Source organism: Stenotrophomonas sp. STEN029 (genome assembly GCF_056760015.1).
Genome location: NZ_JBRREC010000003.1, coordinates 77557 through 104336 on the forward strand (window position 1 = coordinate 77557; position 26780 = coordinate 104336).

Consider the following 26780-nt stretch of genomic DNA (forward strand, 5'->3'; position numbering starts at 1 on the left):
GTATGCCTATCTCTTAGAAGTCAGCGGAGAGCTGCTGCTCTTTTTTTTCGATGAATTTCACAGCACGCCAGCCGGTCTTACCTTGCTTGTTGGTACGCCGGATAGCCTGGCAGGTGACGTCGTACTCCACCCCAGGAGTGAAGGTCTCAGCCATCTCTGGTGCAACGAAGACGTCATCTCGGCCGGCACGGATGAATGCAAATGTTTTCCCTTCCTGCCTATTCAAGGTGCCACTAAACATTTCGAACAGGCCAGGAATGATTTGATCCTCTGACATTCGCCAATCCAGAGGGTGGCCATCAGATTCGGTGCAACCAATCTCAACCACGGTACCGGGCAACAAGCTTGCCACCGCGGGAAATTTTTTATGAAAAAGTGCAAAGCCGGTAACGGCGCCGGTTGCTATATAGCTAAGCCCCTTTTCTGCATTGATGTGATCAATAACACCGCGAGTGTAGGTTAGATTTTTTCTATCCAATTCCTGAAGCAATGCACGTGCATTCGGCTCAGCTTTAGGTAGCGGCTGTAGAGAGTTATTGGCGAGTGCGTCTTGATACCAGTCACTGGTAAGCAGTTGATGCAGTTCCTGCGGCACCTTATACGCGTGCTTTTCCCTGTACTGCAGTGCCAGGTTCGCCTGGTGTGCTGCCTCATTGAAACGGCCCACGAGCGCGAGGCGCTGTGCCAAATTGATGCGAACCTTTGCGACTTCCTGCTCCTCCCGAGCCAGCTGGGTTGCATGGGCATAACAGGTCAACGCATCCTGTGGGTGCTCAATTTCCAGGATTTCGCCTAGTAGCGACCATGGCCAAGCCGCGCGCGACTGGCGGCGCAACACTGGTGTCAATCGCTTGATCGCAAGGGCTGGCTCGCCGTTGGCCAGGTGCAGTTTGCTCTGGTAGTAGTTGAGCCATTGGTCGTTTGGCTCATCCTTTAGCGCTTGCTCCAAAACGCCAAGGCCCCACTCGTTTAGCGCCTGATCCGACTGTGGATCGACGGCTTTAGCCGCTGTCTCACGGCAGACTGCGCGTATGAATCGTTTATGCAAACTATCTACAGTCTTTCCTGCCTCATTGACGAAAGGCTTCTTGTCCTCTTCTGAAAAACTGTTGTTTCCCACCCAGCGGGCAAAACGCAGGAATTCAGACCAATCCTTGGATGCCTTCCCAGTAAGGCGAAGGAATTGTGAAAAAGCAGTATCGCCACGCAGCGCGTCAGCCATCTGCGAAAACTCGCGCATGTACGGTGATAACTGGACAGATAACGCAGCAGGAGACAGTTGCTTTGCCTCGTAACGATCGACGATTTCTTTTGCATGGTCATACAGTGCCCAGGCGTAGGCCCGAAGAAACCATACGTCAGCCGTGTTTTGGGGATACTCAGACCTAGCCAATTCCAGGGCTTCTGCATACCGCTTTTGCTTGCGAAGTGCAAAGATTTCACCGGAACTCACTGGCTTTCCTCTTTTTGCGCTGTCATCAAGCTCTGTACTTCCTCATAGAGGCCGTGGCTGCTGCCTGGGCCGCCGACTTCCTGAGCAGCCGTCCAAGTAAAGGCGCCGTCGTAAGTGAAATCGATCTCGCCTTTGCGGCAAGCATCTGCAAAACTCACTCTCAGCCGATACGGCATAGTCTTATGACCGATACGTTGAATCCCCGAGCTGGCAATGGCTGCATCCAGACCATCCAGAAATTCCTGTATGAACTGGTTTGGCTGCTCCGTGGCTGATTTGGCAGCCAGCGCACCAAGCGATGTCAGCGCGTCCTCCGCCAATTGACTATCGGATATGGCGCTAGAAACAGATCCAGAGCGACCGACCTCCAATTTGCCATTATAGTAATACTGAACTATGGCGCGTTTGCCATTGCGCGAGAGGGTGTAGCGCTCGCAATACTGCAAGTGCTGCAGCTGTTCAATTTCGATGCCTTGAGCCCCCCACACGAGGCGTAACTGCTGATGGGTTTGCATCAAGGGGGCAATAGCGGGTGTGAACGAAAGCCTCTGCCAGTCTGGATCAGCAGTGAGTTCCTGAAGGCCTGCCTCATCAGGTTTTCTAGATGCGCCTGATGAACCACCCCAAGCGATGTCACCGGCTGGCGTGAAGTCAGGCGGATTCACGATGATCAGTTTCTTTGCTGCACGGGTGATGGCCGTATAAGCCCAACGGAAGAACGATGCATTGCGCGAGCCTGCGTTGGACTCGAAATCAACGATGACCGTATTCCATTCCCCGCCCTGCGCCTTGTGACAGGTCATGGCATAGCCGTACTTGACCTGGAGCGCGTTGAAGTATGGGTCGTTGCGGATGGTGCGGCGAAATTCATCCGACTTTGGGTGCAGGTCAGGGTGGCGCTTTCGAAAATCCACCAGCAGCGCCCGCAGCTCCAATGGGGTCAATTCGCGGTGAGGTGAATCTAGCAAGTTCTCTAATACCAGACAGTTTGTCTGGATGATGCTGCCATCAGCGTCACGAAAAGCCACTGTGATATTGCGGAACCACAGCTCAACACGGTGACCTCCCTTGAGATTTACTGGAACGCATTGCGCGTCTGCTCCCACCTCCATGACCTTGACCAGATCGCCATTGCTGAGTAGGTGCGTTGTTGAGTTTTTGTTGATCAACAGCGTTTCGCCTGCCTGGATGGGCAGACTGGCATCACCCCAGCGACGATCTCTGATGTTACGGTTGTACTCCAGCGCAGTGGCGTTGGAGTGCACGACGGCGACGTTGGAAGCTTTTGTCTGCAACCCTTGAACGATCAGATCGACGGCTCTTCGGGCATCGACCTGTTCAATATCTTGCCCATTGGGCTGCAGTGAAAATTTATTGAAACGATCGGCCAACATGGCGTCGCGCAACTCCGTGGCGCGGTCGAGAATGGCACTGTCCTGCGCCTGACGCATGACTGTTTTCAGATCGAACGAGTCCACCTTCAACTCGAAATGCTCACTCAGATACGCATCTGACAAGGCCGGTGACGCGTTTTCTCCAACCGGAGGTAGCTGCGCAGGATCGCCGATGAAAAGCAGCTTGGTAAGGTGATCCTTTGTGCGACCTGATCTGTTCATTCGAGCAAAGGTCACGATATCCATGAGTAGTCGGCCGGAACCGAACTGCATGAAATCACCGTGATTCTCCTTATCTCCGACCATTGACGATTCGTCGATCACGAACAAGGAAACAACCGATTCCTCCTCCTTCAATGGAAAGATCATCCGCACTCCCGGGTCGTTGGCCGTCTCGGCCCCTTCATTCACCTCCAAATGGGTCAGCGTGTAGATCGCCCGATGGATAGTCGAACCTTCGTATCCATGGTTTCCAGTGATTTGCTTGATCTTGTTGCCAAGAATGCGGGCGGCCCGACCTGTCGGCGCCAGGAGACTGCAGGAAAGGTTCATCTCCTCTAGCGTTTCGACCAGTTTGCCAATAAGTGTGGTCTTACCAGTGCCTGCACTGCCACGCAGTACAAATGCATCTCGGGAGTCATCAAGAAGAAAAGTTTTAATGGCGTCAAGCGCGGCGGATTGCTCTCGGGTCAGTTGTACTGCCATGCTACTCAGTCGCCCCCGCCATTCATTACAAAGTTGACTTCCGCCTCTGCATAAAGGCCAAGCTGCGCCTTGATTTCCTGTAGCTGTTGGATCAACGCCTCAATGTCTGCAGCCGACGTCATCTTCACTGGAATCGCGATCGACTTGGTCAGCTTGGCTGGGCCTTTTTCTCCGTTCTTGGCGCGCTCTTGCTCCATGCGCTGGCGAAGCCTCTCCTGGCCTTGGCTCTGAATGGACCGCTTAAGGTCCTCGAAGGTGATGTTGATGTCGTAGTCGCGGGCCAGGAGCTTCTTGAGGCCCGCCAGATCCTGCGTGGCAGCCAGGGCGAGCCCGTCCAGCCGGTTCACGGCGTTGCCGCGCTCTTCCTGGGTGAGCTGCTCCCACTCGGGGATGCGCTGCAAATCCTCTACGCCATCTTTCAAGCGCAGCTTTTGCTGTTCAGACAGAGTGATGACGGTATCGCGCACCCGGCCCTTCAGGTGAGTGAGTTGCGAGTGGAAGTCGGTGGTGTGTTTGTAGAAGTCCTCTTTGCTCAGGCGCTCTGACAAAGTTCCCAGGTCATCCGCGAGTTCGCGGCGTAGCTCGCCCGGAACGCCAGTGTCGGGCAAGGCTTCGATGTCGCGGCGATGGGCCTGCAGGTCGCGCAATGCAGCGTCGAGCCCGTTGTCCAGCACGCGCTTCACTTCCAGCGCCCACTTGAGGTTGTCGTAAATGGCAGAGGCTTCGGCGCCCAGGCGCTGGGGCGCGTCGGAGGCATCGGTGAACAGGACATCGGCAATGTCCTGGTTCAAGGTGCGGATGCGGTCGCTGCCCGCGAGCCCGAGGCCGCTGAGTTTCTCGGCCAAGGAGCCGTAGTCGTGCTGGAAGCGCGGGAAGTGCTTGGCGGCTGCCTTGCTGATCTCCTGCTCCAGCGGAATGGCCATGTCACCGACCAGCTCGGTGAGCCGCTCCGCCGCCCGGCCGAGGGTTTCAATGGACGGGCGCTCGTCGCGCAGAGCGACACCGATCTGCTTGAAGGAGTTGTTGGTCTTCAGGGCATCGATCGCCTGCTGGCCTGCGGCCGTGACTTCACGGCCGGACACCTTGAGCTTGATTTCGCCGGCCATGAGCATGGCAGCAACAATGTAGCGCGTGGTATCTGGCGACCACCCGAACGGATCGCTGCTGAAGTCGTCGAGCAGGCGCTTGCCATCGACGGTGCCGCGCTTGTCGATGTAGTCGCGGATGCTGATCATCGCCTTGTGATCGGTCTTGAACGAGGCACGCCCGGCGACGGTCTGCACTAGGCCGAGCGGATCAAGACTGCTGCCGATGGCAGCGGGATTGGCGACTTTCAGGAATTTCTCAGCGGTGTCAGTGCTGGCGCGTATTGGCGCTTCAACATAGCGGTCGAACACCTGGTCAGCCACATCGGAGAGCAGCTTCTTGGCTGCTTCCAGCAGATCGGCATCCAGCGCCGATACCGCCGTTGCCTGGCCCCGAAAAACAAAAGAACCTGCCTGCAAGGTTTGCTTGATCTTGCTCTGCAGCTGGGTCGCGAGCTTGGCGGCGCGGTCAAGCTGACCGGTGCAGTAGTCTTTGACCTCTTGGTCGGGTTCGTTGCGGTGCAGCTCAGCGATGCGCTGGCAACGATAGATTTCGTTGGCCAGGTCGTCCAGCTCTTGGTTGGAGCGGGCCAAGAGCCCGATGATGTTGCGACCGGCGCGGCTGCGGGAGTCATCCAGTATCCGGTTTTTGGCAGCGTCGTAGTCGCTGGCAGCCACCAGCTCGACGACGGTTTGAATGGTGCTCTGATCACCGGCCAAGCTGGTAGTGGCGCTGCCGGCCTGGACCTTCAAGCCCGTTGCGACGGCCATCGTGCTGTGCAGACTGATACGGGGCAGCGGGTCGAAGGATTCGCGCAGGGCGTCATTGAAGATGCGCTTTACGTCCACGGTACGCAGCGCAATAGCACCGCGCTCTTGTTCGATGTCGCGGAGCTTCTCGCTGAGGAAAACGAGGTTGCCGTCTTTCTCACCGAGCGGCACATGCACGTCACCCAGCATCTCCTCGACCGCCTTGCGCACCGTATCGAGCTGCGAGGACGCACTGATTGACGGGTGCATCAGGCTGGCGACGTTCTGTACCGACACCGGCAAGTTACCGAGGATCTGCAACACGGCGACGGACTTGGCTATGTCTTGATGAAGTTGCGAGTCCGGAAAGCGAATCTGAACCTTGCTGACCGCCTGGTGAACGGAGGTAAAGGCACGGCGAATGTCTTTTTCCAGCTCGTCGTACAGCGTGACGGTGGTGGCAAGCCAGCCCACCGGCTGATCGGCCATTGCCTTGGAGCCGCCTTCGCCTTTCAAGACGTCTTGAATGACCTTGATCGCCGAGCGTAGCCCGATGCCACCGGTGGATTTGGCCAAGGCGCCCAGCAGATGCAGCAGGATATCGAAGTGCGCCGGCAGGAACGGGTAGAGATTGGTGAAGCTCTCTTTGCTGAAGTCCGCGTCGTAATACTTGGCGTCCTGCAGCTTGGTGTTGTGCCGCAGCGCCTGGCCGTGGGCATCGAACAGCTTGCCGAGCTCGGTCTCGCCAGCCGGTGATTTACCGAGCAGGCGGCGGTAACAGATCTCCTTGATGTCGCTCGACTCGAGATCGATCTGGATCGGGAAGCGGTCCTTGAGCTTGTAGAGCTTGTCCGAATTCAGCGCTGCGCGAGGATCGTCTTCAGTGAGCGTCTGCTGCGCGGTGGAGATAATCCAGGCCTTGCCGTCGCCCAGGCGCTTGAGGTTCTTGGCCAGGCCATCGAGATTGAGGATCAGGTTGTCGCGCGAGGCCACGTACTGGCCGACTTCGTCTACGATGAAGATGATGTTCTGCTTCCCGCTTTTCTCGCGAACGATGTCGATCATCTCCTGCACGCGCTGGTCTTCGAACTGGAAGAAGCCCTCGGTGCTTGACGAGAAGGATTTGGCCTCGGGGAAGAGCGCCGGGTACATCTCGTGAGCGATCTTCGGGATCAGCCCGTCGATGGCCAGTGGGTTGTTCTGCACACGCGCCCAGGTGGCACCCGGCAATGCTTGCGCGATGCGTTCATGCAACTCGGGCGTGCGACCGTCTTTCTCGACCATGCGCTCGAAGGCAGCAACCTTGAGGTTGCGGGAGTAGCCCGCCCACTGGAGCACCTTGAAGTAAAGGACGGTGGAGACGTCTTCCATCGTGGCGCCGGCGAGCATTTCGCTCGCGAGGTCCAGCATGACCACGGCAGCCGGAAACCGCTGCGCCACGGTGCTAAGCAGGGCCTTGGTTTGCGGCTTGTGCAGGCGGTCCTGCAGGTACTTGATGAACGGTGTGCCATCGATGGTGCGCTGATCATCAAATGCCAGGCCGAGGTACTTGGTGAACGAGCTCTTACCTGACCCATAGAAGCCCGAGACCCAGACGCCGACCTCATTCTCGCCACCGGACTCCATTGCCAGCTGCATGCGGTCGAGTAGCTTGCGGAACTGCTCCTCAATGCTCTCGGTGACCACGTACTCAGAGATCTCAGCCTTGAGGCGGCCTTCTTGCGAGGCTCCATAGGTGATGACCTTCTCAATGGTCCGGTAGATGTCCTTGCTTGGGTCGAAGAGTGAGCGAATGGTCATAGGTTTATCCCAGGGTTCTTTTGTCTGTTCAGCCGCCGACGTGGACGGAGCGGTAATTGCCGTCTTCCGGGTAGAAGCCGAGAAACTTCAGGCGCGTCTTGCCGGTTCGCACGCCGGGGTACAGAAAAATAGTTGGCACATGAAACTTGCCCTGGAGCTGGCTCTCGATGGCGCCGATGCGCATAAACGGATGGAGCGCCTCAAGGTCCGTTACCAAGAGCAGCGCGTTCTGCTGGCCTTCGAGCGGCTGCAGGGCATCCTCAAGTCGCTTCAGCAGGCCGTTATCCGCCGTCAGAATGTCCGCCAGCGCCTTGTTGGTACGCGGCCAATCCAGCGGAGCGGACTTGTCCTCCATTACGCACAGCGACCAAAACGGGTCGTCTTTGAGCAGGGCCCAGATCTGTTCAGCGATGGAGAACGTGTGCACGTCCCAGCCTTCCTGATGCAGCTTGGCCATCCAAGCGGGTGTTTGCCGCTTCACCTCGAGGATCTGCTCTGGTGGGAAGACGAGGTAGTAAATCGGCTCGAAGCTCGCATGACCGAGCTCACGCCCGTGGCGGATGCGCTCGCGCAATTCGTCGAAATCAGCTTTGAGTGAGGACATCGCAGAGCGCCTCCATGTCTTGTTGTTTCCAGCTGATGCGGATCACGTCGCCAGCAGCCTGGACGATGAGCAACCCCTTCAGCGAGAGTCGTTTGATTTCCTCCAACACGTCTTCCCGTGCCAGGCCAAACAGCTGCCAGTCTTCGTGGGTCAGCAGCGCGTTATCACCCACGCCCGAAAAGTGCAGCTCATAGGCTAGATATGCAGCCGCAGACGGCGAGATGCGGAACGGCAGGATGCGGCGGCTCGAACGCAAACCGCGCTCAAGCATTCCGTAGTCGGCGCAGCACCCGGTCAGGTAGGCGGAAACGCGCCTCACTGTCGACTCAGACCAGCGTTTAACTGTCTTGCCGTCATCGATGCCTCGTTCGACAAAGGCACGGGCGTCTTCATTGGTGATCTGTGTGTATCCACCAGCGTATCGAGCCCAGTAAACGTGGCGCACGAAGTCACCAAGAATGGGATTGGCGCGGCTCGTGAAAACCAGCATGAGCTGCGTCAGATCAACAGTGGAAATTGTTGCCGACAGGCGCTTGAGGTGAGCAGCCGGTGTACCGCCATTGACCAGATAGCGCGGGGCAAAGCATTCGACGACAATGTTGCGGAGTCGGCGCGCGGTAACTGTGGGGAATCGACCAGACTCCAGCGCGACTTGATGCAACTGATTCGCCGACATGCCTGGCGACCACAGCTCGATCAGCGTCTTGGTCTCGTTGACGAGCCCAAGGCCTGCTTGTAACTGTGTCGTGTAAAGCTTGTTGTCGGCCACGATCAACCCACCAGATACGGATATGTTTTGGCGTCCTGCGTGAATGCCGATAGATAGGCTGCCGCGATGGCCTTCATGGTGTCGGTGGAATCAATATCCTTGATGCTTCCGACCGCCGTTGGCCCCACACTGGACGTGCTGCCTGTGGCAGCCAAGCGCTTCAACGCATCCAGCGCAGCCTCTTTGCTTTGTGGCGCCTGGCTGGCAAGTTCCTCTCCCACGCCGCTTTGAACGGTCGCGTGCAGGTCTTGCTCGATCTCTTCGGGCAACCGAAACAGGTGGTAGCTGCCCACACTCAGATGCTCGTCGTGCAATCGCCTGGCTGCTTCCAGCACACCGTGGTACTGAGCGAGGCGAGACGTTTTCGAGAAGACCGGCTCCAGGAAGAGCTTGCTTGATCCCTCATAGAACGCAGTCGGCCACCAGGCGCACTGAGCACGCTCGCCAAGGAAGCCGACGAGCATCCTCATTTGCAGCAATGTCGGTAGGTAGGATTCTTTCATCTCAATTCTCGTCATTCGTTATGTTCTACCGACGCGACCGGCGCGGGCAGCGTTATCTGTTGCTCATTCACATCCCGCCCCCACTCCGGTCGCATCCGTGAGCGCATACCCTGGTGCCAGCACGGCGCTTTTGACGCCGTACAAGGCCAAGTGGTCCTTGAGCCAAAGCCTGTACTCCGGCCCGCGAAGGCTGTGATCAGCAGAGCAGTCGACACTCCACTTGCGCAGGATGTAGCCGGCAGTTGCTGCGCGAAGCTTGATCTTCACCATGCCTGCGGTCATGCCGTAATCCATCTCCGCGATCTCGGGGCGAGGTTGATCGGGGTTCGGAATCAACTCCAGCTCGACGATCCGAGTCCACTGAATGTCTTGATCACTCATCTCGTGGGGCGCCACTAGCTGCGCCTTAAGCGCCACGGTGCGCTTGATCCGGGTGATGACGAAATCCCGGAAGTCCTGCGACATCCGGTCGAAGGCACGGACGTGCCAGCGCAAGCCGTTGTCGATCAACGCGAACGGGACGATCTCCCGCTCGGTGCGACCACTGGAGATGGAGTGATACTCGATGCCGAGCGGACATTCCTGGTGGATTGCCCGCGTCACGCTCGCCAACACGTCCAGATCCGGGTGCGTGAGCCGCGAAGGGTTCTCGCTGGCCACCCATGCCTTGAGCCGTATCGGCTCACCATCGCCAAAGCCCTGGGTCAGCCACGACAGCACCCGCTCCGGCGGAAAGTTGAATAGGGGCCGAAAATCTGGTCCCAGGACGTAGGACTTGCCCTTGGAGTCGTAGTCGATGTTGCTAGGGGCTAACTCCCTGTACAGCGCCAGATCCCTGGATGCGGCGGCGGACTGGATCCCAAACCGCGTGACCAAGTCTTGGCGACGTATCTCCCCGATGAAGCGCACGCGCAACTCAACGAACGCGAGCCGGTCGCGCTTTGGCTGGGTTAGATCTGCGAGAAATTCGTTCATCATCCGTGTGCACCCGAAAAGATCGCTCATCCGGGTCAGCAATTCCTTATCGTAGCCATCGGTAGAGCCTGCTACCCATCAGGGAATACTCAGACGGCAGCATGATGATCGCATAAGGGCTGCATTCTGATAACCATCTTCCTTCGAAGCCCCTCACTACCTGCATAAGCTTGGCAAAAGGCCATCAGGCCACTACAGGTATCAGGAATAGCATCGTGGCCAGCTGCTGAGGCCCTTTATGGCAACAGGGAGTCGTGAGCCTGTCGGAAAGTCGATGCGATCGTTCAAGACGCTTTGCGGCGACTATCAAGCGCACTTGTGTGAAGTCGTTATGAGCGCCGATAGGGCCGCTCCCCGTCCGCCTGGCCCTCAGGACTTGCGAACGCCTGACCTGTGTGAAGCCGATGCGCGCCGCTTACAGGCGCCACCATGTCCAGAATGGTCCAGCAGCAGCCAGCTTCCCGTGGCATACCAGATGGCATGCCAGTCAAGCAAGAAATGAAAAAAGCCCTTGAAAATCAAGGGCTTAATTCAAGTATCTGGCGGAGAGGGGGGGATTCGAACCCCCGAGGCGCTATAAACGCCTGCCTGATTTCGAGTCAGGTACATTCAACCGCTCTGCCACCTCTCCAGATGGTCCCCGGCGAACCGGGCTGCGAATAATAAGGGGCATCGGCTGCGCGGACAAGCGGTTTTTAACAAAAAAACGCCATTGGCCATCCAGGCGCTGCATTCCGCCAGCCAAACGAGTGTCTGCAAGCGCTTGCCGTACACCTCCATGAACGCGATGATGCAGAGACCTTCACCGTTGATATACAGCCCGCTCGGGCACTCATGATCGAATTTGGACACCTCAGCCACGTCGGCCTGCGTCGCCAGCTCAATGAAGACACCTACTACGGTGACGGCGAGCTGGGCCTGTGGCTGGTGGCAGACGGCATGGGCGGCCATGCCTGCGGCGAGGTAGCCAGCGCCCTGGCGCGCGAAACCATCGTCCGCGAGGTGCGCAACGGCGCTTCGCTGGTGCAGGCCATCCGCACCGCCGATGAGGAGATCATCCGCACCTCGCGCCGCCGCAACGACAGCCTGCCGATGGGTACCACGGTGGTGGCCGCACGCGTGCAGGGCAATCGTTTCGAGGTGGCCTGGGTTGGCGACAGCCGCGCCTACCTGTGGCGCGACGGCAAACTGGGCCAGCTCAGCCAGGACCACAGCTATGTGCAGGAACTGATCGCCCAGGGCACGCTCACCGCCGAGCAGGCGCGCGCGCATCCTCACCGCAATGTGGTCACGCAGGCATTGGGCGTGACCGATCCGGCCCACCTCAACGTCGCCACCATGACCGGCGAACTGCGTCCTGGCATGCAGCTGCTGCTGTGCAGTGATGGGCTTACCGAGGAAGTCGACGATGCCGGCCTCACCGAGGCACTGGCCCACGGCGACTGCAGCGCGCAGGAATGCGTGGATGCGCTGGTCGCCGCCGCACTGGATGGCGGCGGCTCGGACAACGTCACCGTCGTCCTGGTGCGCTGCAACGGAGGCAGGGGCAGAGAGGTTTAAAAAAAACCCCGCCGGGAAGACACCCGGGGCGGCCCCGCCGCCGCCGGCCCGCCGCCAAACTCGCCGGGGAATTCCGTTCAAATCAACGACCGGCGTGACTCAGGCCGGCTCGCTCGGCGCGGGCGCCGGCTCGCCGTCCCACCATGCGTGTCCGGCTTTCTTGCGCAGCCTGGCCAGGCGCGCCTCGTGCGCCTCCTGCTCGGAGGCGGTCACCAGTACGCGGGGGCGCGGCAACAACGCCGATACATCGAATGCCTGCACGACACCGCTGGCACTGGTCGATTCGGCTTCGGGCTGGCCAAAACCAATTTCTTCCTGGCCCGAGGTCAGCGCGATATAGACGTCGGCCAGGATCTGCGCATCGAGCAGGCCGCCATGCAGCGTGCGGTGGGCATTGTCCACACCCAGCCGCCGGCACAGCGCATCCAGCGAGTTGCGCTGGCCGGGATAGCGCTCGCGCGCCATCGCCAGGGTATCGGTCACCGTCACCCGGCTGGCCAGGCGGCCCTTGCCGGCCAGGCTCATCTCGTTCTCGAGGAAGCCCATGTCGAACGAGGCGTTGTGGATGATCAGCTCGGCACCGTCCACATAGGCCAGGAATTCATCCACCACTTCTTCGAAGCGCGGCTTGTCGGCGAGGAAGTCCAGGCTCAGGCCGGTCACTTCCGCGGCGCCGGATTCAAAGTCGCAATCCGGCTTCAGGTAGCGGTGGAAGTTGTTGCCACTGGGGCGCCGCTCAAGCAGCTCCACGCAGCCGATTTCGACCACGCGGTTGCCCTTCTTCCATTCCAGGCCGGTGGTTTCGGTATCAAGGACGATCTGGCGCATCAGCTACCTCAGTTGCTCGCGGCGCCAGCGCGCACGCGGATTGCAGCATCGCGGGCCAACTGGTCCACGCGTTCGTTGTCCGGGTCACCGGAATGGCCCTTCACCCAGCGCCAATCGATCTGATGACGCTGCGTGGCCTCGTGCAGGCGCTCCCACAGGTCACGGTTCTTGACCGGATCACCGCCGGCGGTCTTCCAGTTGCGTCGCACCCAGCCCGACATCCACTCGGTGATGCCCTGGCGCACGTACTGCGAATCGGTGAACAAGGTGATGTTGCAGGGCTCGCTGAGCGTCTCCAGGCCCATGATCGCAGCCATCAACTCCATCCGGTTGTTGGTGGTGTGGGCTTCGCCACCGGCCAGCTCGCGCTCATGGCCCTTGTAACGCAACAACGCGCCCCATCCGCCGGGGCCGGGATTGCCGAGGCAGGCGCCATCGGTATGTACTTCAATTGACTTCATAGTGTTCCGTTGAATTCAGGTCGCCACCGGGTCGCGCCAACTGACGCGACTGGCCTTGATCGGGCCGATGTAAGCCTCGGTGCGTTTTTCAGCTTCCAGCACGCACAAGGCGCGCAGGGCCGGCAAAGCCGTGCCCGGGGTGTTGCCCGACTGCGTCCACAGCGGACCATAGTGCCGCAGCGAGCGACATCGTATGCCCTGCCGCTGCAATAGTGTCCTGCAACGTGTCACCGAAGGTGGCCGCGCGCCCTGCCATTGCCAGTGCGCGCGGTAGGGACTGCAGCGGTTGAGCAGGGTCACCCAGACCCGACCGCCGGGCATCAGCACCCGCGCGCATTCGGACAGCAAGGGCTCCAGCTCCTCGGCCGCCGGATGCTCGATGACGATGGCCTTGATCGACTCGCTGGGCAGCGGCAACGGCAGGCTGCACCGCAGATCGCCCGTCCAGCCCGGCGCTTGCGGGTTGCGGTGCAGGCGGAGGCCGCGGCCCTGCGGCGGGGAATCGGGCTGCCAGAAGGCGTTTGGCGCCAGCCACAGCCATGGCGGCGAGGGAAATCCGCGCATTTGTTCAGACAGCAACCGCTGCTCCCATTCGCGCATCGCCTGCGCCCCGGCTTTCTCAAACCAGGGCGAGACTGCAGCTTGACGGGGGGACTGGGCGGCAGGCATTTTCCAATTCTATGCGACTGATCGCCCTGCCCGCATTTCAGGACAACTACATCTGGGCGCTGCAAACGCCCGATGACCGCACGATTTTCGTCGACCCCGGCCAGGCCGGTCCGGTTTTCGAAGCCGCTGCGCAAGGCATGCAGCCTGCAGGTGTCCTGCTCACCCACCACCACGACGACCATATCGGCGGGGTGGCGGAGTTGCGTGAGCGTTGGCCGCGCTTGCGGGTCATCGCGCCGGTAGATGAACGCATCGCACTGGAATGTGAACGCGTCAGCGAAGGCAACCGGGTAGAATTGTCCGGCTTCGACTTCAGTGTGATGGAAGTTCCCGGTCACACCCGAAGCCATATTGCCTACTACGGCCACGACCATTTGTTCAGTGGCGACATGTTGTTCAGCTTGGGCTGTGGACGCATGTTCGAAGGTACGCCGGCCCAGATGTTGGCCTCGCTCCGGCGAATGGCCGCCCTGCCCCCACAGACACTGGTCTGCTGCGGGCACGAATACACGCTGGCCAATGCCGTGTTTGCGCGGCATGTCGACCCCACCAACGCGGCATTGCAGCGCCGCCAACAGGAAGCCTCGGACATGCGCAGCAGTTCCCGTCCTACCGTTCCCGCCATCCTGGCGAGCGAACTGGAATGCAATCCGTTTCTGCGGACCGCCGATGCCGCCATCGTTGCAGCGATCGCGGCGCGACTTGGTCGCGCCCCCACCGACGAGGTGGAAGTCTTCGCCGAATTGCGGCGGTGGAAAGACGGTTTTCGCGCATGAGGCGGCTTTGTCTGCCGTTGGCGCTGGGGATGTTGTTGGGCACGGGCAGCGGCACGCTGGCCGCGCAGACGCTTCCGGTCAGTGCCGGCATGACCCAGAACGTCGCCGCGCTCACTGCATTACCGTTGGACCCGGCCTCGCTGCCGGCCCCGACCACCCGTAACGGCCGCGAGATCTTCGCCAACTTCCGTGAGGGCCTGGCCGCACCACAGTGCGACGCCGAAGCCACCAGCCCACGCTGGCGCAAGCAGTTCTCGCACGCCCCTTCGCGACTGGGCAATGTCGAGGACGACGCGCTGCCGCTGTTCGGCTACGTCGTCGACGAGCTGCGCAGTGCCGGCCTGCCAACCGAATTCGCGCTGATCCCCTTCGTTGAAAGCGGCTACCGCCCCGGCGCCCGCAACGCCAGCGGCCCGGCCGGGCTGTGGCAGTTCATCGCCACTACCGCGCGCAACCACCGCGTGCCGATGGAGAAGGGCTACGACGGCCGCCTGTCGGCCGTGGATTCCACCCGCGCCGCAGTCCGCTACCTAAAGACCCTGCACGGCATGTTTGCCGGTGACTGGCAGCTGGCGGTGATGGCCTACAACGCCGGTGAATACCGCATCCTGCAGTCGCTGCGTCGTGGTGGCATGAACGCACAGAACGCCACCGCTTCCGAACTGCCGGGCCTGTCGCCGATCACCTACGCCTATGTTGAAAAGCTGCACGCACTGGCCTGCGTGCTGGAACAGGCCGAGAACGAACCCGACCTGATGGCGGCGCTGGACCGCCAGGTGCCGATCCTGAAGGGCCACACCCTGCCGGCCAACACCACCCTGGCAGCCTGGTCGGCGCAGAACGCGCTGGACCCGGCCCGCATCGCCCGCCTCAACCCCGCCCTGACCAGCTCGCGCTCCGGCACCCGGGTGCTGGCACCGGCTGCGGCCATGGGCAGCGTGGAGAGCGACAACAGCGACAGCGTGCTGGTAGCCACCCGCGACGCGGCACCTGCCGCAGCGACGCCCGTCACCAGCCGCCGTCCTGCTGCTCCTTCGCGTGCGGTTGCCTCGGCCAGCACTGGCAGCCGCCACACCGTACGCAGCGGCGAATCGGCCTGGACCATCGCCCGCCGCTACGGCATTTCGGTGAAGACCCTGCTCTCGTCCAACAACCTGGATGCCAGCGCGGTGCTGAAGCCGGGCATGGTGCTGCGTTACGACGAGGCGCGCTGAGCCACCGCTCTCAAGTGAAAGCAGAACCAGAAGCCCGGCCAAAAGCCGGGCTTCTGCGTTTGATGCGGGCTTCTGCGTTGATGTAGTGCCGAGCCATGCTCGGCAGGGGCATTACCGACAATCTCCAGCTTTTGTAGGAGTGGCATAAGCCGCGAAGCCGACAGCAATGGAATCGCCGGTATCCGCGCAATCGGATGGATCACCAGCTTCGCGGCTTACGCCGCTCCCACAAGCGGAAAGATCAGCGGTGAAGCCCCTGCCGAGCATGGCTCGGCACTACCGGGTGCTGCTGGCTGTATTGGCAACGCCCTCTGCCGAGCATGGCTCGGCACTACATAAGAAAAAGCCCGGCTTTCGCCGGGCTTTTTGTTTGTTGCTGCTCAGGTGCTCAGAGCTGGGATTCCTGCACCTGCACCTTGTAGCGCTTGCGCATGCCGTCGACATAGGCCTTGGCTGCGGCGGCGCCGTCGATCTGGCTCAGCTGGTCCTTGAGCATGGCCTGCTGCGCTTCCGGCACTTCGGCCGGGTTGCCCGGGGTCACCTTGGTGACCGCGAACACGGCATAGCGGCCCGGCTCCATCTCGACCTTGTCATAGCTCGGCTTGTCGCCGACCGGAGCCGCGGCGGTGAATGCAGCGCGGTTGGCTTCAGCGGTCGGCATCGGCGCGGTGCGCGGCAGGCCCGGCATCGGCAGCAACTGCAGCTGCTCGCTACCAGCCAATGCCTGCAGGGTCTGGCCAGCATTCAACTTGGCCAGCAGGGCATCAGCCGCCTTCTTCGAGGCTTCTTCGGAACGGTGCGCACGTACCGCGGCAATCACCTGCTCACGCGCCTGCGCAAGCGGAATCGCCTGCTCCGGGGTGTGTGCGGTAACGCGGACCATGACCGTGTGGTTCGGAGCCAGTTCGATCGGGTCGCTGACCGTACCGTCTTCCTTCAACGTATCGGAGAACACAGCCTTCAGCACGGCCGGATTGGCAGCGATGCCGCTGGCGGTGGCGCGGTTGAACGGACCCAGGGTCTGCACCGGCAGGCCAACTTCCTTGGCTGCGCCACCCAGCTCGGTCGGGTTCTTGTAAACCAGATCGACCAGGCGACCGCTCAGCTCATTGAATGCCTTCTCGGTATCGGCCTGCAGCTGCTCGGCAGCCAGCTGGTCACGCACCTCCTCGAACGGACGGCCTTCGCCACCCTTGATCTCGCGCAGCTTCAACACGTGGTAGCCAAACTCGGTCTTGACCGGGCCGACCACATCCCCGGCCTTCATCGCGAACAGCGCGTCTTCGAACGGCTTGACCATCACGCCCTTCTCAACCCAGCCCAGGTCGCCACCGGAATCCTTGGAGCCCGGATCTTCCGAGTTGGCCTTGGCCAGCGCGGCGAAATCGGCACCCGGCTGCTTGGCCTCCACGGCCAGCTTGGCCGCCTTGGCCTCGGCGGCCTTCTCATCGCTGCCCTTGGCAATCAGGATGTGCGAAGCCAGACGCTGGTCGGCGCTGACAAAACGCGCCTTCTCGTCTTCATAGCGCTGACGCAGCGTGGCTTCGTCAGCCGCCGTCGCGGCCGGCATGCTCGCAGCATTGAGCTCGACGTACTCGATGGTGACGCTTTCCGGCTGACGGAAGTCCTTCGGATGCGCCTTGTACCACTGGTCGATCTCGGCGTCCGTGACCGCTGCAGTATTAGGCGCAACGACCGGCAACAATGCGAATTCCACGTCGCGGGTTTCGCCCAACAGCTTCAGCAGACGCTCGCTTTCGCCCTTGGTGGTGAAGCCCGATTGGGCCAGTGCCGAAGGAATGATCGACTGCTGCAGGCTCGAGCGCACCAGCTGTTCGAACATCGCCGGCGTACGCGGCGGCATGCTCTGCGCAAGCGCCAGGCGGTACTGGTCCGGATCGAACTTGCCATCCTTCTGGAAGCCCGGAATCGCCGCGATGTAGTCGCGCACGGCCTTGTCGCCGATGACGATATGCGCGTCTTCGGCAGCCAGACGCACAACCTGCTCGTCGATCAGCTGGTCGAGCACGAGGCGCTTGTTCTCGGCGGTTTCAAACTCGCGCGGGTCGAAGTTGTCGCCCTGCTGCTCACGCGCCTGCATGCGCGCCTGTTCAAAACGGGTACGGAAGTCCTCGACGCTGACTTCGTGGTGGTTCCAAAGGAACGACATCGGCCACCATGACGGTGCCGAGGTCCACCACGACGGCGGCGCCGACACTTTGGCAACGTTCTGTGCGCCGACACCACCGAGGTAGCTGTTGTCGATCACAAACAGGAACGGGATCATCAACAGGCCCATGATCACCGTAACGATCCAGCCTGAGGTCTTGTCGCGAAGTTTCTGCAGCATGGGCAAATCGAGGCCTGAGTGGCGAGCCGGGCAGTTTAACCCGCTTCCTGCCCCGCGCCCAACTCGGCCGCTGCCAATAGCGGGGCAAAAAAAAGCCCCCGGCTTGCGCCGAGGGCTTTGAGACATCTGGCGGAGCGGACGGGACTCGAACCCGCGACCTCCGGCGTGACAGGCCAGCATTCTAACCAACTGAACTACCGCTCCACACTTTCAAACTGTACTGCAATGCTTAACTTGGTGGGTGCTGAGGGTTTCGAACCCCCGACCCTCTCCGTGTAAGGGAGACGCTCTACCGCTGAGCTAAGCACCCCAGCTGAGCCGCTTAGTTTACAGCGTCTTTCAGAGCTTTACCAGCCTTGAAGGCAGGATTTTTTGCAGCGGCGATTTTGATCTCTTCGCCGGTCTTCGGGTTACGGCCGGTGCGCGCAGCGCGCTCACGAACCTGGAACGTACCGAAACCCACCAGAGTCACGGCATCACCCTTCTTCAGGGCCTTGGTGATCTCGGCGATGACGGCATCAACCGCACGGCCAGCTTCAGCCTTGGTCAGGTCAGCAGCACCGGCAACGCCATCGATCAATTCGGTCTTGTTCATTCTGTAAAACTCCCTTTGCGGTAATCCGCGGAATTATTGAGTGGCACCCGTACGTCCCCAAGACGCACGACTGCCGAAGAACCTGCAAACACGCCGACAAAAAAACACTGCCGCGTGAGTCGCACTTTTATACCAGTGCCCCCCTACCCGCGCAAGCTGAAAAGCCTTTAATGACGCGGGTTTTGAGGGGTTTTACGTTCACATTTCAGTGCTTGACGCGGGCCGTCGGAGCTGCCTTCGCCTTGCCGCGAACTGCGACACGCTGCGCACTTTTGCCGACTTTCTTCGGCCTCAGCGGCGTTGCCAATGCGATATCCAGCACTTCGTCGATCCACTTCACCGGCACGATGGTCAGGTCGCGGGTGACATTGGCCGGGATGTCCACCAGGTCCTTGCGGTTCTCTTCGGGAATCACCACGGTGCGGATGCCGCCGCGCAGCGCGGCCAGCAGCTTCTCCTTCAGGCCACCAATTGCGGTAACGCGACCACGCAGGGTGATCTCACCGGTCATCGCCACTTCGGCCTTGACAGGCACCTTGGTCAGCGTGGACACCAGCGAAGTCACCATCGCGATGCCGGCGCTCGGGCCATCCTTCGGCGTCGCGCCATCGGGCACGTGCAGGTGGACATCGTGTTTCTGCAGGAAATCCACGTCGATGCCGAGTGCTTCGGCACGTGCACGCACCACCGACAAGGCGGCCGTGGCCGATTCCTTCATCACGTTGCCAAGCTGGCCGGTGAGCGTGACCGCGCCCTTGCCCGGGATCAGCGTCGACTCGACCTGCAGCAGCTCGCCGCCGACTTCGGTCCAGGCCAGGCCGGTGACCAGGCCGATCTCGTTTTCTTCCTCGGCACGGCCGAAGTCGAAGCGCTGCACGCCCAGGTACTTGTCCAGGTTCTTCGCGTCGACCACCACCAGCGCCTTCGGCTTCTTGGCCGACTTCTTGGCAGCAGCCTTCTTCACCGGCTGCGGGCCAGCGAGGGCGATTTCCTTCACTACCTTGCGGCAGATCTTGGCGATTTCGCGCTCGAGGTTACGCACACCGGATTCGCGCGTGTAATAGCGCACGATGCCGCGGATGGCATCTTCTTCGATCGCCAGCTCCTCCGCCGTCAGGCCATTGGCCTTGAGCTGCTTGCTGAGCAGGTAGCGGGTAGCGATGTTGAGCTTCTCATCTTCGGTGTAACCCGGGATGCGGATCACTTCCATGCGGTCCAGCAGCGGACCCGGGATATTCAACGAATTGGAGGTAGCCACGAACATCACTTCGCTCAGGTCCAGGTCGACCTCGAGGTAGTGATCGTTGAAGGCGTTGTTCTGTTCCGGGTCCAGCACTTCAAGCAGTGCCGAGGACGGATCGCCGCGGAAATCCATCGACATCTTGTCGATCTCATCCAGCACGAACAGCGGGTTCTTGCTGCCGACCTTGTTGAGGTTCTGCACGATGCGGCCCGGCATCGAACCAACATAGGTACGGCGATGGCCACGGATCTCGGCCTCGTCGCGCACGCCACCCAGGCTCATGCGCACGAACTTGCGGTTGGTGGCCTTGGCGATGGACTGGCCCAGCGAGGTCTTGCCCACGCCCGGCGGACCGACCAGGCACAGGATCGGGCCCTTCATCTGCTTCACCCGCGCCTGCACGGCAAGGTATTCAAGGATGCGATCCTTGACCTTGTCCAGGCCGTAATGGTCGGCATCCAGCGTGTCCTGCGCGACCTTCAGATCCTTGCGGACCTTGGTGCGCTTCTTCCACGGCACGCCCAGCAGCCATTCCAGGTAGTTGCGCACCACCGCGGCTTCGGCCGACATCGGTGACATCTGCTTGAGCTTGTTGAGCTCGTTCTTGGCCTTGGTCTCGACCGGCTTGGGCATGCCGGCTTCGGCGATCTTGCGCGCCAGTTCTTCCATCTCACCCGGCGCTTCATCCAGGTCACCCAGTTCTTTCTGGATGGCCTTCATCTGCTCGTTGAGGTAGTACTCGCGCTGGCTCTTCTCCATCTGCGACTTGACGCGGCCGCGGATGCGCTTCTCCAGCTGCTGCACGTCGATCTCGCCGTCGACCAGGCCGACCAGCATTTCCAGGCGGTCGCCGACCTGCAAGGTTTCCAGCAGCTTCTGCTTGTCGGCCAGGCGCACACCGATGTGCGCGGCGATGGTATCGGCCAGGCGCGTTGGTTCTTCGATGCCGGCCAGGGTCTGCAACAGCTCCGGCGGCAGCTTGCGGTTGGTCTTGACGTACTGCTCGAACAGCGACATCAGCGAACGGGCAATCGCCTCGATCTCACGCGGCTCGCGCGATTCATCCGATTCGATTTCCACGCCATGGCCCTGCAGCGAGCCGTCCTGCTCATGGACCTTGTCCACGGCAACGCGCGACAGGCCTTCGACCAGCACCTTGATGGTGCCGTCGGGCAGCTTCAGCAATTGCAGTACCTGCGCCAGGGTGCCGACGGTGTACAGGTCGGCAGCCGCCGGGTCGTCGGTTTCGGCAGACTTCTGCGCAAGCAGCAGGATGCGCTTGTCGGCCTCCATCGCGCGCTCCAGCGCCTGCATGGACTTGTCGCGGCCCACGAACAGGGGGATGACCATGTGCGGGAACACCACCACGTCGCGTAGCGGCAGGACCGGCAGGTCGAGGACTTCGAGTTGGGACTGGGCCATGGGGGCTCCGAGATTCGGTGGAGGCTAAATAAAAAAGCCGATGGCCCCGTTATGGGGCCATCGGCGAGGTGTTGCAAGAGCTGTCGAAAGCTGAACGTGAGCGGCGCAACCGCCTATTCACTTCAGTTCGCCCGGGTTCACTCGCCTGAGGCGGTTTTGACCGGTTCCGGCGGCGCCTGGTAGACGATGTACGGCTCGGATTTGTTCTCGATGACCGATTCGTCCACGACCACCTTGCTGACGTTTTCCTGCGAGGGCAGCTCGTACATGGTGTCCAGCAGTACCGACTCGACGATGGTGCGCAGGCCACGGGCGCCGGTCTTGCGCTTCAGCGCCTTCTTGGCGATGGCCGACAGCGCATCGGGGCGGAACTCCAGCTCCACGTTCTCCATCTCGAACAGCTTCTTGAACTGCTTGGTGATGGCGTTCTTCGGTTCGGTCAGGATCTGGATCAGGGCCGCTTCGTCCAGCTCTTCCAGGGTCGCGACCACCGGCAGGCGACCAACGAACTCCGGGATCAGGCCGAACTTGATCAGGTCTTCCGGCTCGACTTCAGCCAGCACCTTGCCCACTTCCTGCTTGCGCTCGGCGCTCTTCACCTTGGCACCGAAACCAATGCTGCTGGTATCGGTGGAACGGGCCTGGATCACCTTGTCCAGGCCGGCGAACGCGCCGCCGCAGATGAACAGGATGTTCTTGGTGTCGACCTGCAGGAACTCCTGCTGCGGGTGCTTGCGGCCGCCCTGCGGCGGAACGCTGGCCACGGTGCCTTCGATCAGCTTCAGCAGGGCCTGCTGTACGCCTTCGCCGGACACATCGCGGGTGATCGACGGGTTCTCGCTCTTGCGCGAGATCTTGTCGATTTCATCGATGTAGACGATGCCCTGCTGTGCCTTCTCGACGTCGTAGTCGCACTTCTGCAGCAGCTTCTGGATGATGTTTTCCACATCCTCGCCCACGTAACCGGCTTCGGTCAGGGTGGTCGCATCGGCCATGGTGAACGGCACGTTGAGCAGGCGCGCCAACGTTTCGGCCAGCAGCGTCTTGCCCGAACCGGTCGGGCCGACCAGCAGGATGTTGGACTTGGACAGCTCGACGTCGTCGCTCTTGGAACGACTCTCGATGCGCTTATAGTGGTTGTACACCGCAACCGCCAGCGTGCGCTTGGCGCGGTTCTGGCCAATCACGTACTGGTCGAGCACCTCGAGGATCTCGCGCGGCTTGGGCAGCGAACTGCGCGCCGACTGCGCCTTTTCCTCAAGTTCCTCACGGATGATGTCGTTGCACAGCTCCACGCATTCATCACAGATGAATACGCTCGGACCTGCGATCAGCTTACGAACTTCGTGCTGACTCTTGCCGCAGAACGAGCAGTACAGAATCTTGCCGCTGCTGTCCCCGGTACGACCTTGCCGGTCTTCGCTCATGCTTCGCTTACCCAGTTGCTTCCCCCTCTGAACAGGGGGTTCAATTTCGAGAATAGCACAGGGCCGGAGGGACACCAGTCCGGTTCCGACCCTGCAAAATCAGGCCGATTTTCTGGCCGTTCAACGCATCAGGAGGCTTGGATGCTCTCTTCCGGACGGCGCTCCAGCACCTGGTCCACCAGGCCGTACGCCGCAGCTTCGGCCGCGCTCTTGAAGTTGTCACGCTCGGTGTCGCGGGCGATGGTCTCCAGGTCCTGGCCGGTGTGCTTGGCCAGCACTTCGTTCAGGCGCGAACGCAGGGTCAGGATTTCACGGGCGTGGATGTCGATGTCCGTGGCCTGGCCCTGGTAGCCGCCGAGCGGCTGGTGGATCATCACGCGTGAGTTCGGCAGCGCGAAGCGCTTGCCCGGCGCACCGGCAGCCAGCAGCAGCGCGCCCATCGAGGCGGCCTGGCCGATGCAGGTGGTGCTGACGTCCGGCTTGATGTACTGCATGGTGTCGTAGATCGCCATGCCAGCCGTGACCACGCCGCCCGGCGAGTTGATGTAGATGCTGATTTCCTTCTCGGGGTTTTCCGACTCAAGGAACAGCAGCTGCGCGACCACAACGTTCGCCATGTGGTCGTCGATCGGACCGACCAGGAAAATCAGGCGCTCTTTGAGCAGGCGCGAATAGATATCGTAGGCGCGCTCGCCGCGGCTGGTCTGTTCGACCACCATCGGAACCATGTTCAGAGCTTTGGTTCGGTTGTCCATTACGTGAGGCACCTATTTTGGGAGGGAACTCCCCGCGCCACGGCGCGGGGATGAAACACCGCCAGCTTACTGGCGGATGGCTTCCTGGAACGTCAAGGCCTGCTCGGTGTGCTGGGCACGCTCGGCGATCCAGTCGATGACCTGCTCTTCCATCACACGGTTCTGCAGACCCGACATAAGCTGGGGATCATTGCGGTACATCTCAATGACCTGCTCCGGCTCTTCGTAGGTCGAAGCGATCAGGCGCATGGTTTCGTTCAGGCGCTTCGGGTCCAGGCGCAGCTCGTTCTTGCGGGCCACTTCACCAACCAGCAGGCCGACCAGCACGCGCTTGGAAGCGGCGTCCTTGAAGCCTTCGTGGGCATCGGCAGGCACTTCGCCCGGGTTGCCGCCCTGGCGACGGATGGCATCGATCTGCTGGGCCAGCATCGAGCGGGCTTCACCCTCGACCAGGCGCGGCGGCAGCTCGACCGAGGAATAGGCGGCAATCAGCTGCTCGCCCACTTCGCGGCGCAGGCGGTTCATCAGCGCGCCCTTGAGCTCGCGCTCCAGGTTGGAACGGATGTCGGCGCGGAACTGCTCCACGTCGCCGTTCTTCACGCCGAAGCTCTTGATGAAGGCGGTGTCGACTTCCGGCATGTCCTGCTCGGAGACTTCAACGGCCTTGACGGTGACCTGCACGGTCTTGCCCGCCAGTGCCGGCACGCGCCAGTCAGCCGGGAACTCGACGTCCAGGGTCTTTTCTTCACCCTTGGCCAGGCCGACCAGGCCCTTTTCGATCTGCTCGAACATCATGCCCTGGCCGATGATGATGGTGCCCTTCTCGACACCCTCAGCCGGCAGACGCTCGTCGCCAGCCTGCGACCAGGTTTCCAGGCCGACCAGATCGCCTTCCTGGGCGCCGCGTGCAACCGGCTTCCAGGTGCGACGCTGGGCACGCAGGTTCTCGATCATCTGGTCGATGTCGGCATCGCTGATTTCGGCGGTGTGGCGCACGACGGTCAGCTTGGTGACGTCGACGTCGCCGAAGTCCGGGATCAGCTCAACGGTGGCAACGAAGTCGAACTCGCCTTCGCCGGCCTTGTCGATGCGCGGGTTGCCGGCAATGCGCAGCTCGTGCTGGCGCAGGGCGGCGTCAAAGGTCTCGCGCAGCAGGCCATCCAGCGCCTCGGCGCGCACCTGCGGGCCAAAACGCTGCTCGATCACCTTGGCCGGCACCTTGCCCGGGCGGAAACCCTTGATGCGCGCGGTGCGCGCGATTTCGCCAAGACGGCCGCTGATATGCCCCTGCAGACGCTCTTCCGGCAGCGAGAAGCTCAGGCGGCGTTCCAGATTGCCGGTGGATTCGATCGAAGCTTGCATGTTGACTCCTGCCACCGGCGGCAACCGCCCCGGTTCGATGTGATGGATGAAACGGTTGTAGGGCGCGGTTATGCACCGCAGCCCTTTAGTTTGGCCGATATCGCCCGTGGCCGCCAGCGGGCAGACCCATACAGGTTGTCTGAAAAGGCCCGCAGCGGGCAGAGAACACCACTGACTGGTGCGAAAGGGGGGACTCGAACCCCCACGCCTTGCGGCACTGGAACCTAAATCCAGGGCGTCTACCAATTCCGCCACTTTCGCAATACTGACCCAGCGCAGCATTGTTGCAGGAGCGCCCGCAAAGCGGAAGCCAGCCCCGCCTGCGCATCGCTCCAACAATGAGCGCCTGAACAATGACCGGGCGGCATGCCGCCCTGGCTAAGAAAAAAGCCGCCAGATTTCTCCAGCGGCTTCTTGATTTGGTGGGCTGTCAAGGATTCGAACCTTGGACCTATTGATTAAGAGTCAACTGCTCTACCAACTGAGCTAACAGCCCTGAAACTTCGAGGTGAATTCTACACTACAAGCGTGTTTCATGCACCCGCCCAAAACACCGGGCTTACATAAAAAGAGAAAGCCGCTGGATCGCTCCAACGGCTTTCTTGATTTGGTGGGCTGTCAAGGATTCGAACCTTGGACCTATTGATTAAGAGTCAACTGCTCTACCAACTGAGCTAACAGCCCTGAAAATCAGGAGGCGAATAATGCCCCAATCCGACTTTTATTGCAAGCCCGGATTTCACTCCGAAGCCTTGAAACAGTGGGGTGGCTGAGGGGATTCGAACCCCCGACCACCGGAATCACAATCCGGTACTCTAACCAACTGAGCTACAGCCACCACTGAAACCTTGCTTACCTACCGCTTGCACCTGATGGCGCGCCCGACAGGAATCGAACCTGTAACCGCCGGCTTAGAAGGCCGGTGCTCTATCCAGTTGAGCTACGGGCGCTCTGACCGGATTGTCGCACTCCAACGCGCGCTTGGTGCGTTGGATGGTCGGGGTAGAGGGATTCGAACCCCCGACATCCTGCTCCCAAAGCAGGCGCGCTACCAGACTGCGCTATACCCCGGCGGTGAATCCTTCCAATGCCCCGGAAAGGTCGGCTATTGTGGGAAAAACGCGCCTACCTGTCAACGGTAAATTTCATTTTGTTTGAATTGGGTATGCTGGCGTTCGATTCCCGCCCATTTCATAGCAACGGAGCATTGCATGCGCAGCGGCAACCCTGCCCTTTCCGATACAACCTTCCTCGACCTTGGCAGCGGCAGCGTGGTGTCGCGCGGCGCCGATGCGATGAGCATCAACGGCACGGTCAACAAGACCGGCATCCTGTTGCTGCTGGCCGCATTGACTGCCGCGTTCGCATGGAACGGCACCCTCAGTGACAGCGGCGAGCTGCTGCCGGCGGCAAAGTTCTACATGTGGGGCGGCCTGATCGTCGGCTTCATCCTGTCGATGGTGACCATCTTCAAGAAGACCTGGGCACCGGTCAGCGCGCCACTGTACGCACTGGCGGAAGGCCTGTTCCTGGGTTCGATCTCGGCCATCTACGAAGCGCGCTTCAACGGCATCGTGTTCCAGGCGGTGATCCTCACGTTCGGCACCTTGTTCGCGCTGCTGTTCGCCTACCGCAGCGGCCTGATCAAGGCCACCGAGAACTTCAAGCTGGGCGTGGTCGCCGCTACCGGCGGCATCGCCCTGGTGTACCTGGCGACGATCGTGCTGGGCCTGTTCAACATCAACATCCCCTTCATCCATGAGTCCGGCCTGATCGGCATCGGCTTCAGCCTGTTCGTGGTGGTGATCGCCGCACTGAACCTGGTGCTGGATTTCGACTTCATCGAAAGCGGCGTGGAAGCCGGCGCACCGAAGTACATGGAGTGGTACGGTGCGTTCGGGCTGATGGTCACCCTGGTGTGGCTGTACATCGAGTTCCTGCGCCTGCTGTCGAAGCTGCAGTCGCGCAACTGAGGTTGCTGCAGGTTGTTTGCGAAGGGCGCCCAATGGGCGCCCTTTGTTTTGTAGTGCCGAGCCATGCTCGGCAGGGGCCTTCCCAGGATCAAATCCGGATGTAGCGC

At 61.0% G+C, this 26780-nt stretch carries 20 protein-coding genes and 9 tRNA genes; 4 read left to right on the forward strand and 25 right to left on the reverse strand.

The window, feature by feature from the left end; translation table 11 throughout:
- Nucleotides 1–13: 13 nt before the first annotated feature.
- The 8 genes from ACVOLI_RS01340 to ACVOLI_RS01375 form a co-directional block, all read right to left on the reverse strand.
- Nucleotides 14–1453 (reverse strand): DUF7017 domain-containing protein, encoded by a 1440-nt coding sequence (locus tag ACVOLI_RS01340; RefSeq protein WP_481533220.1) that lies wholly within the window; start codon nt 1451–1453, stop codon nt 14–16.
- On the reverse strand, nt 1450–3552 hold the full coding sequence (locus ACVOLI_RS01345) for an ATP-dependent DNA helicase (RefSeq protein WP_481533221.1): 2103 nt from the start codon (nt 3550–3552) through the stop codon (nt 1450–1452). The genes ACVOLI_RS01340 and ACVOLI_RS01345 overlap by 4 nt, the downstream gene beginning before the upstream one ends.
- A gap of 5 nt (nt 3553–3557) precedes the next feature.
- Nucleotides 3558–7187 (reverse strand): BREX system P-loop protein BrxC, encoded by a 3630-nt coding sequence (gene brxC, locus ACVOLI_RS01350; RefSeq protein WP_481533222.1) that lies wholly within the window; start codon nt 7185–7187, stop codon nt 3558–3560.
- Nucleotides 7188–7215: 28 nt separating this feature from the next.
- Nucleotides 7216–7791, reverse strand: a complete 576-nt coding sequence (locus ACVOLI_RS01355; protein WP_481533223.1) for a BREX protein BrxB domain-containing protein — start codon at nt 7789–7791, stop codon at nt 7216–7218.
- Nucleotides 7772–8560 (reverse strand): DUF1819 family protein, encoded by a 789-nt coding sequence (locus ACVOLI_RS01360; protein WP_481533224.1) that lies wholly within the window; start codon nt 8558–8560, stop codon nt 7772–7774. The genes ACVOLI_RS01355 and ACVOLI_RS01360 overlap by 20 nt, the downstream gene beginning before the upstream one ends.
- Nucleotides 8561–8562: 2 nt before the next feature.
- Complete coding sequence (locus tag ACVOLI_RS01365; RefSeq protein ID WP_481533225.1) at nt 8563–9063, reverse strand: BrxE family protein; 501 nt, start codon at nt 9061–9063, stop codon at nt 8563–8565.
- 63 nt (nt 9064–9126) lie between these two features.
- A complete protein-coding gene (locus tag ACVOLI_RS01370; RefSeq protein WP_481533226.1) occupies nt 9127–10038 on the reverse strand; it encodes a helix-turn-helix transcriptional regulator in 912 nt (303 codons plus the stop codon).
- Between the two features lie 540 nt (nt 10039–10578).
- Nucleotides 10579–10669, reverse strand: a tRNA-Ser gene (locus ACVOLI_RS01375).
- 203 nt (nt 10670–10872) lie between these two features.
- Between ACVOLI_RS01375 and ACVOLI_RS01380 the strand changes: the two genes are divergently transcribed.
- Nucleotides 10873–11598, forward strand: a complete 726-nt coding sequence (locus ACVOLI_RS01380) for a PP2C family protein-serine/threonine phosphatase (RefSeq protein ID WP_481533227.1) — start codon at nt 10873–10875, stop codon at nt 11596–11598.
- Between the two features lie 99 nt (nt 11599–11697).
- Here ACVOLI_RS01380 and dnaQ read toward each other — a convergent pair whose 3' ends face one another.
- From dnaQ to ACVOLI_RS01395, 3 genes are read right to left on the reverse strand one after another with little or no spacing between them, the layout of a single operon-like run.
- Nucleotides 11698–12426 carry a DNA polymerase III subunit epsilon gene (gene dnaQ, locus ACVOLI_RS01385; RefSeq protein WP_481533228.1) on the reverse strand — a complete coding sequence of 243 codons (729 nt, stop codon included), beginning with the start codon at nt 12424–12426 and terminating at the stop codon, nt 11698–11700.
- A gap of 8 nt (nt 12427–12434) precedes the next feature.
- A complete protein-coding gene (gene rnhA, locus ACVOLI_RS01390; protein ID WP_296247856.1) occupies nt 12435–12887 on the reverse strand; it encodes a ribonuclease HI in 453 nt (150 codons plus the stop codon).
- A gap of 15 nt (nt 12888–12902) precedes the next feature.
- The gene (locus ACVOLI_RS01395) at nt 12903–13451 is read right to left on the reverse strand and encodes a class I SAM-dependent methyltransferase (protein ID WP_296247857.1); all 549 of its coding nucleotides are present in this window, start codon (nt 13449–13451) and stop codon (nt 12903–12905) included.
- Nucleotides 13452–13567: 116 nt separating this feature from the next.
- Between ACVOLI_RS01395 and gloB the strand changes: the two genes are divergently transcribed.
- Both gloB and ACVOLI_RS01405 read left to right on the forward strand, forming a co-directional pair.
- Nucleotides 13568–14332, forward strand: coding sequence for a hydroxyacylglutathione hydrolase (gloB, locus tag ACVOLI_RS01400; protein ID WP_481533229.1), 765 nt, complete (start codon nt 13568–13570; stop codon nt 14330–14332).
- Nucleotides 14329–15546 carry a lytic transglycosylase domain-containing protein gene (locus tag ACVOLI_RS01405; protein WP_481533230.1) on the forward strand — a complete coding sequence of 406 codons (1218 nt, stop codon included), beginning with the start codon at nt 14329–14331 and terminating at the stop codon, nt 15544–15546. The genes gloB and ACVOLI_RS01405 overlap by 4 nt, the downstream gene beginning before the upstream one ends.
- A gap of 388 nt (nt 15547–15934) precedes the next feature.
- Here the strand turns inward: ACVOLI_RS01405 and ACVOLI_RS01410 are convergent, their stop codons facing one another.
- The 14 genes from ACVOLI_RS01410 to ACVOLI_RS01475 all read right to left on the reverse strand — a co-directional run bounded on the left by ACVOLI_RS01410 (nt 15935) and on the right by ACVOLI_RS01475 (nt 25771).
- The gene (locus ACVOLI_RS01410; protein WP_481533231.1) at nt 15935–17896 is read right to left on the reverse strand and encodes a peptidyl-prolyl cis-trans isomerase; all 1962 of its coding nucleotides are present in this window, start codon (nt 17894–17896) and stop codon (nt 15935–15937) included.
- Nucleotides 17897–18023: 127 nt separating this feature from the next.
- Nucleotides 18024–18100, reverse strand: a tRNA-Asp gene (locus ACVOLI_RS01415).
- A gap of 31 nt (nt 18101–18131) precedes the next feature.
- Nucleotides 18132–18206 (reverse strand) — tRNA-Val (locus ACVOLI_RS01420).
- Between the two features lie 12 nt (nt 18207–18218).
- The gene (locus tag ACVOLI_RS01425; protein ID WP_282270927.1) at nt 18219–18491 is read right to left on the reverse strand and encodes an HU family DNA-binding protein; all 273 of its coding nucleotides are present in this window, start codon (nt 18489–18491) and stop codon (nt 18219–18221) included.
- Between the two features lie 205 nt (nt 18492–18696).
- A complete protein-coding gene (gene lon / locus ACVOLI_RS01430) occupies nt 18697–21156 on the reverse strand; it encodes an endopeptidase La (protein WP_481533232.1) in 2460 nt (819 codons plus the stop codon).
- Nucleotides 21157–21293: 137 nt separating this feature from the next.
- Nucleotides 21294–22583, reverse strand: a complete 1290-nt coding sequence (clpX, locus tag ACVOLI_RS01435) for an ATP-dependent Clp protease ATP-binding subunit ClpX (protein ID WP_282270923.1) — start codon at nt 22581–22583, stop codon at nt 21294–21296.
- Nucleotides 22584–22711: 128 nt separating this feature from the next.
- A complete protein-coding gene (gene clpP / locus ACVOLI_RS01440; protein ID WP_057629317.1) occupies nt 22712–23338 on the reverse strand; it encodes an ATP-dependent Clp endopeptidase proteolytic subunit ClpP in 627 nt (208 codons plus the stop codon).
- 66 nt (nt 23339–23404) lie between these two features.
- Nucleotides 23405–24700: a trigger factor gene (gene tig / locus ACVOLI_RS01445; RefSeq protein ID WP_282270920.1), complete on the reverse strand. Its 1296-nt coding sequence runs from the start codon at nt 24698–24700 to the stop codon at nt 23405–23407.
- 176 nt (nt 24701–24876) lie between these two features.
- A tRNA-Leu gene (locus ACVOLI_RS01450) sits at nt 24877–24961 on the reverse strand.
- 159 nt (nt 24962–25120) lie between these two features.
- Nucleotides 25121–25196: transfer RNA gene (locus ACVOLI_RS01455), tRNA-Lys, on the reverse strand.
- Nucleotides 25197–25308: 112 nt separating this feature from the next.
- Nucleotides 25309–25384, reverse strand: a tRNA-Lys gene (locus ACVOLI_RS01460).
- A gap of 77 nt (nt 25385–25461) precedes the next feature.
- Nucleotides 25462–25538: transfer RNA gene (locus tag ACVOLI_RS01465), tRNA-His, on the reverse strand.
- 35 nt (nt 25539–25573) lie between these two features.
- Nucleotides 25574–25650 (reverse strand) — tRNA-Arg (locus ACVOLI_RS01470).
- Between the two features lie 44 nt (nt 25651–25694).
- Nucleotides 25695–25771, reverse strand: a tRNA-Pro gene (locus tag ACVOLI_RS01475).
- Nucleotides 25772–25911: 140 nt separating this feature from the next.
- On the opposite strand from ACVOLI_RS01475, the gene ACVOLI_RS01480 reads away from it, so the two are divergent.
- Entirely contained in the window at nt 25912–26673 is a 762-nt protein-coding gene (locus tag ACVOLI_RS01480; RefSeq protein ID WP_481533233.1) for a Bax inhibitor-1/YccA family protein, read from the forward strand.
- Nucleotides 26674–26780: the final 107 nt, after the last annotated feature.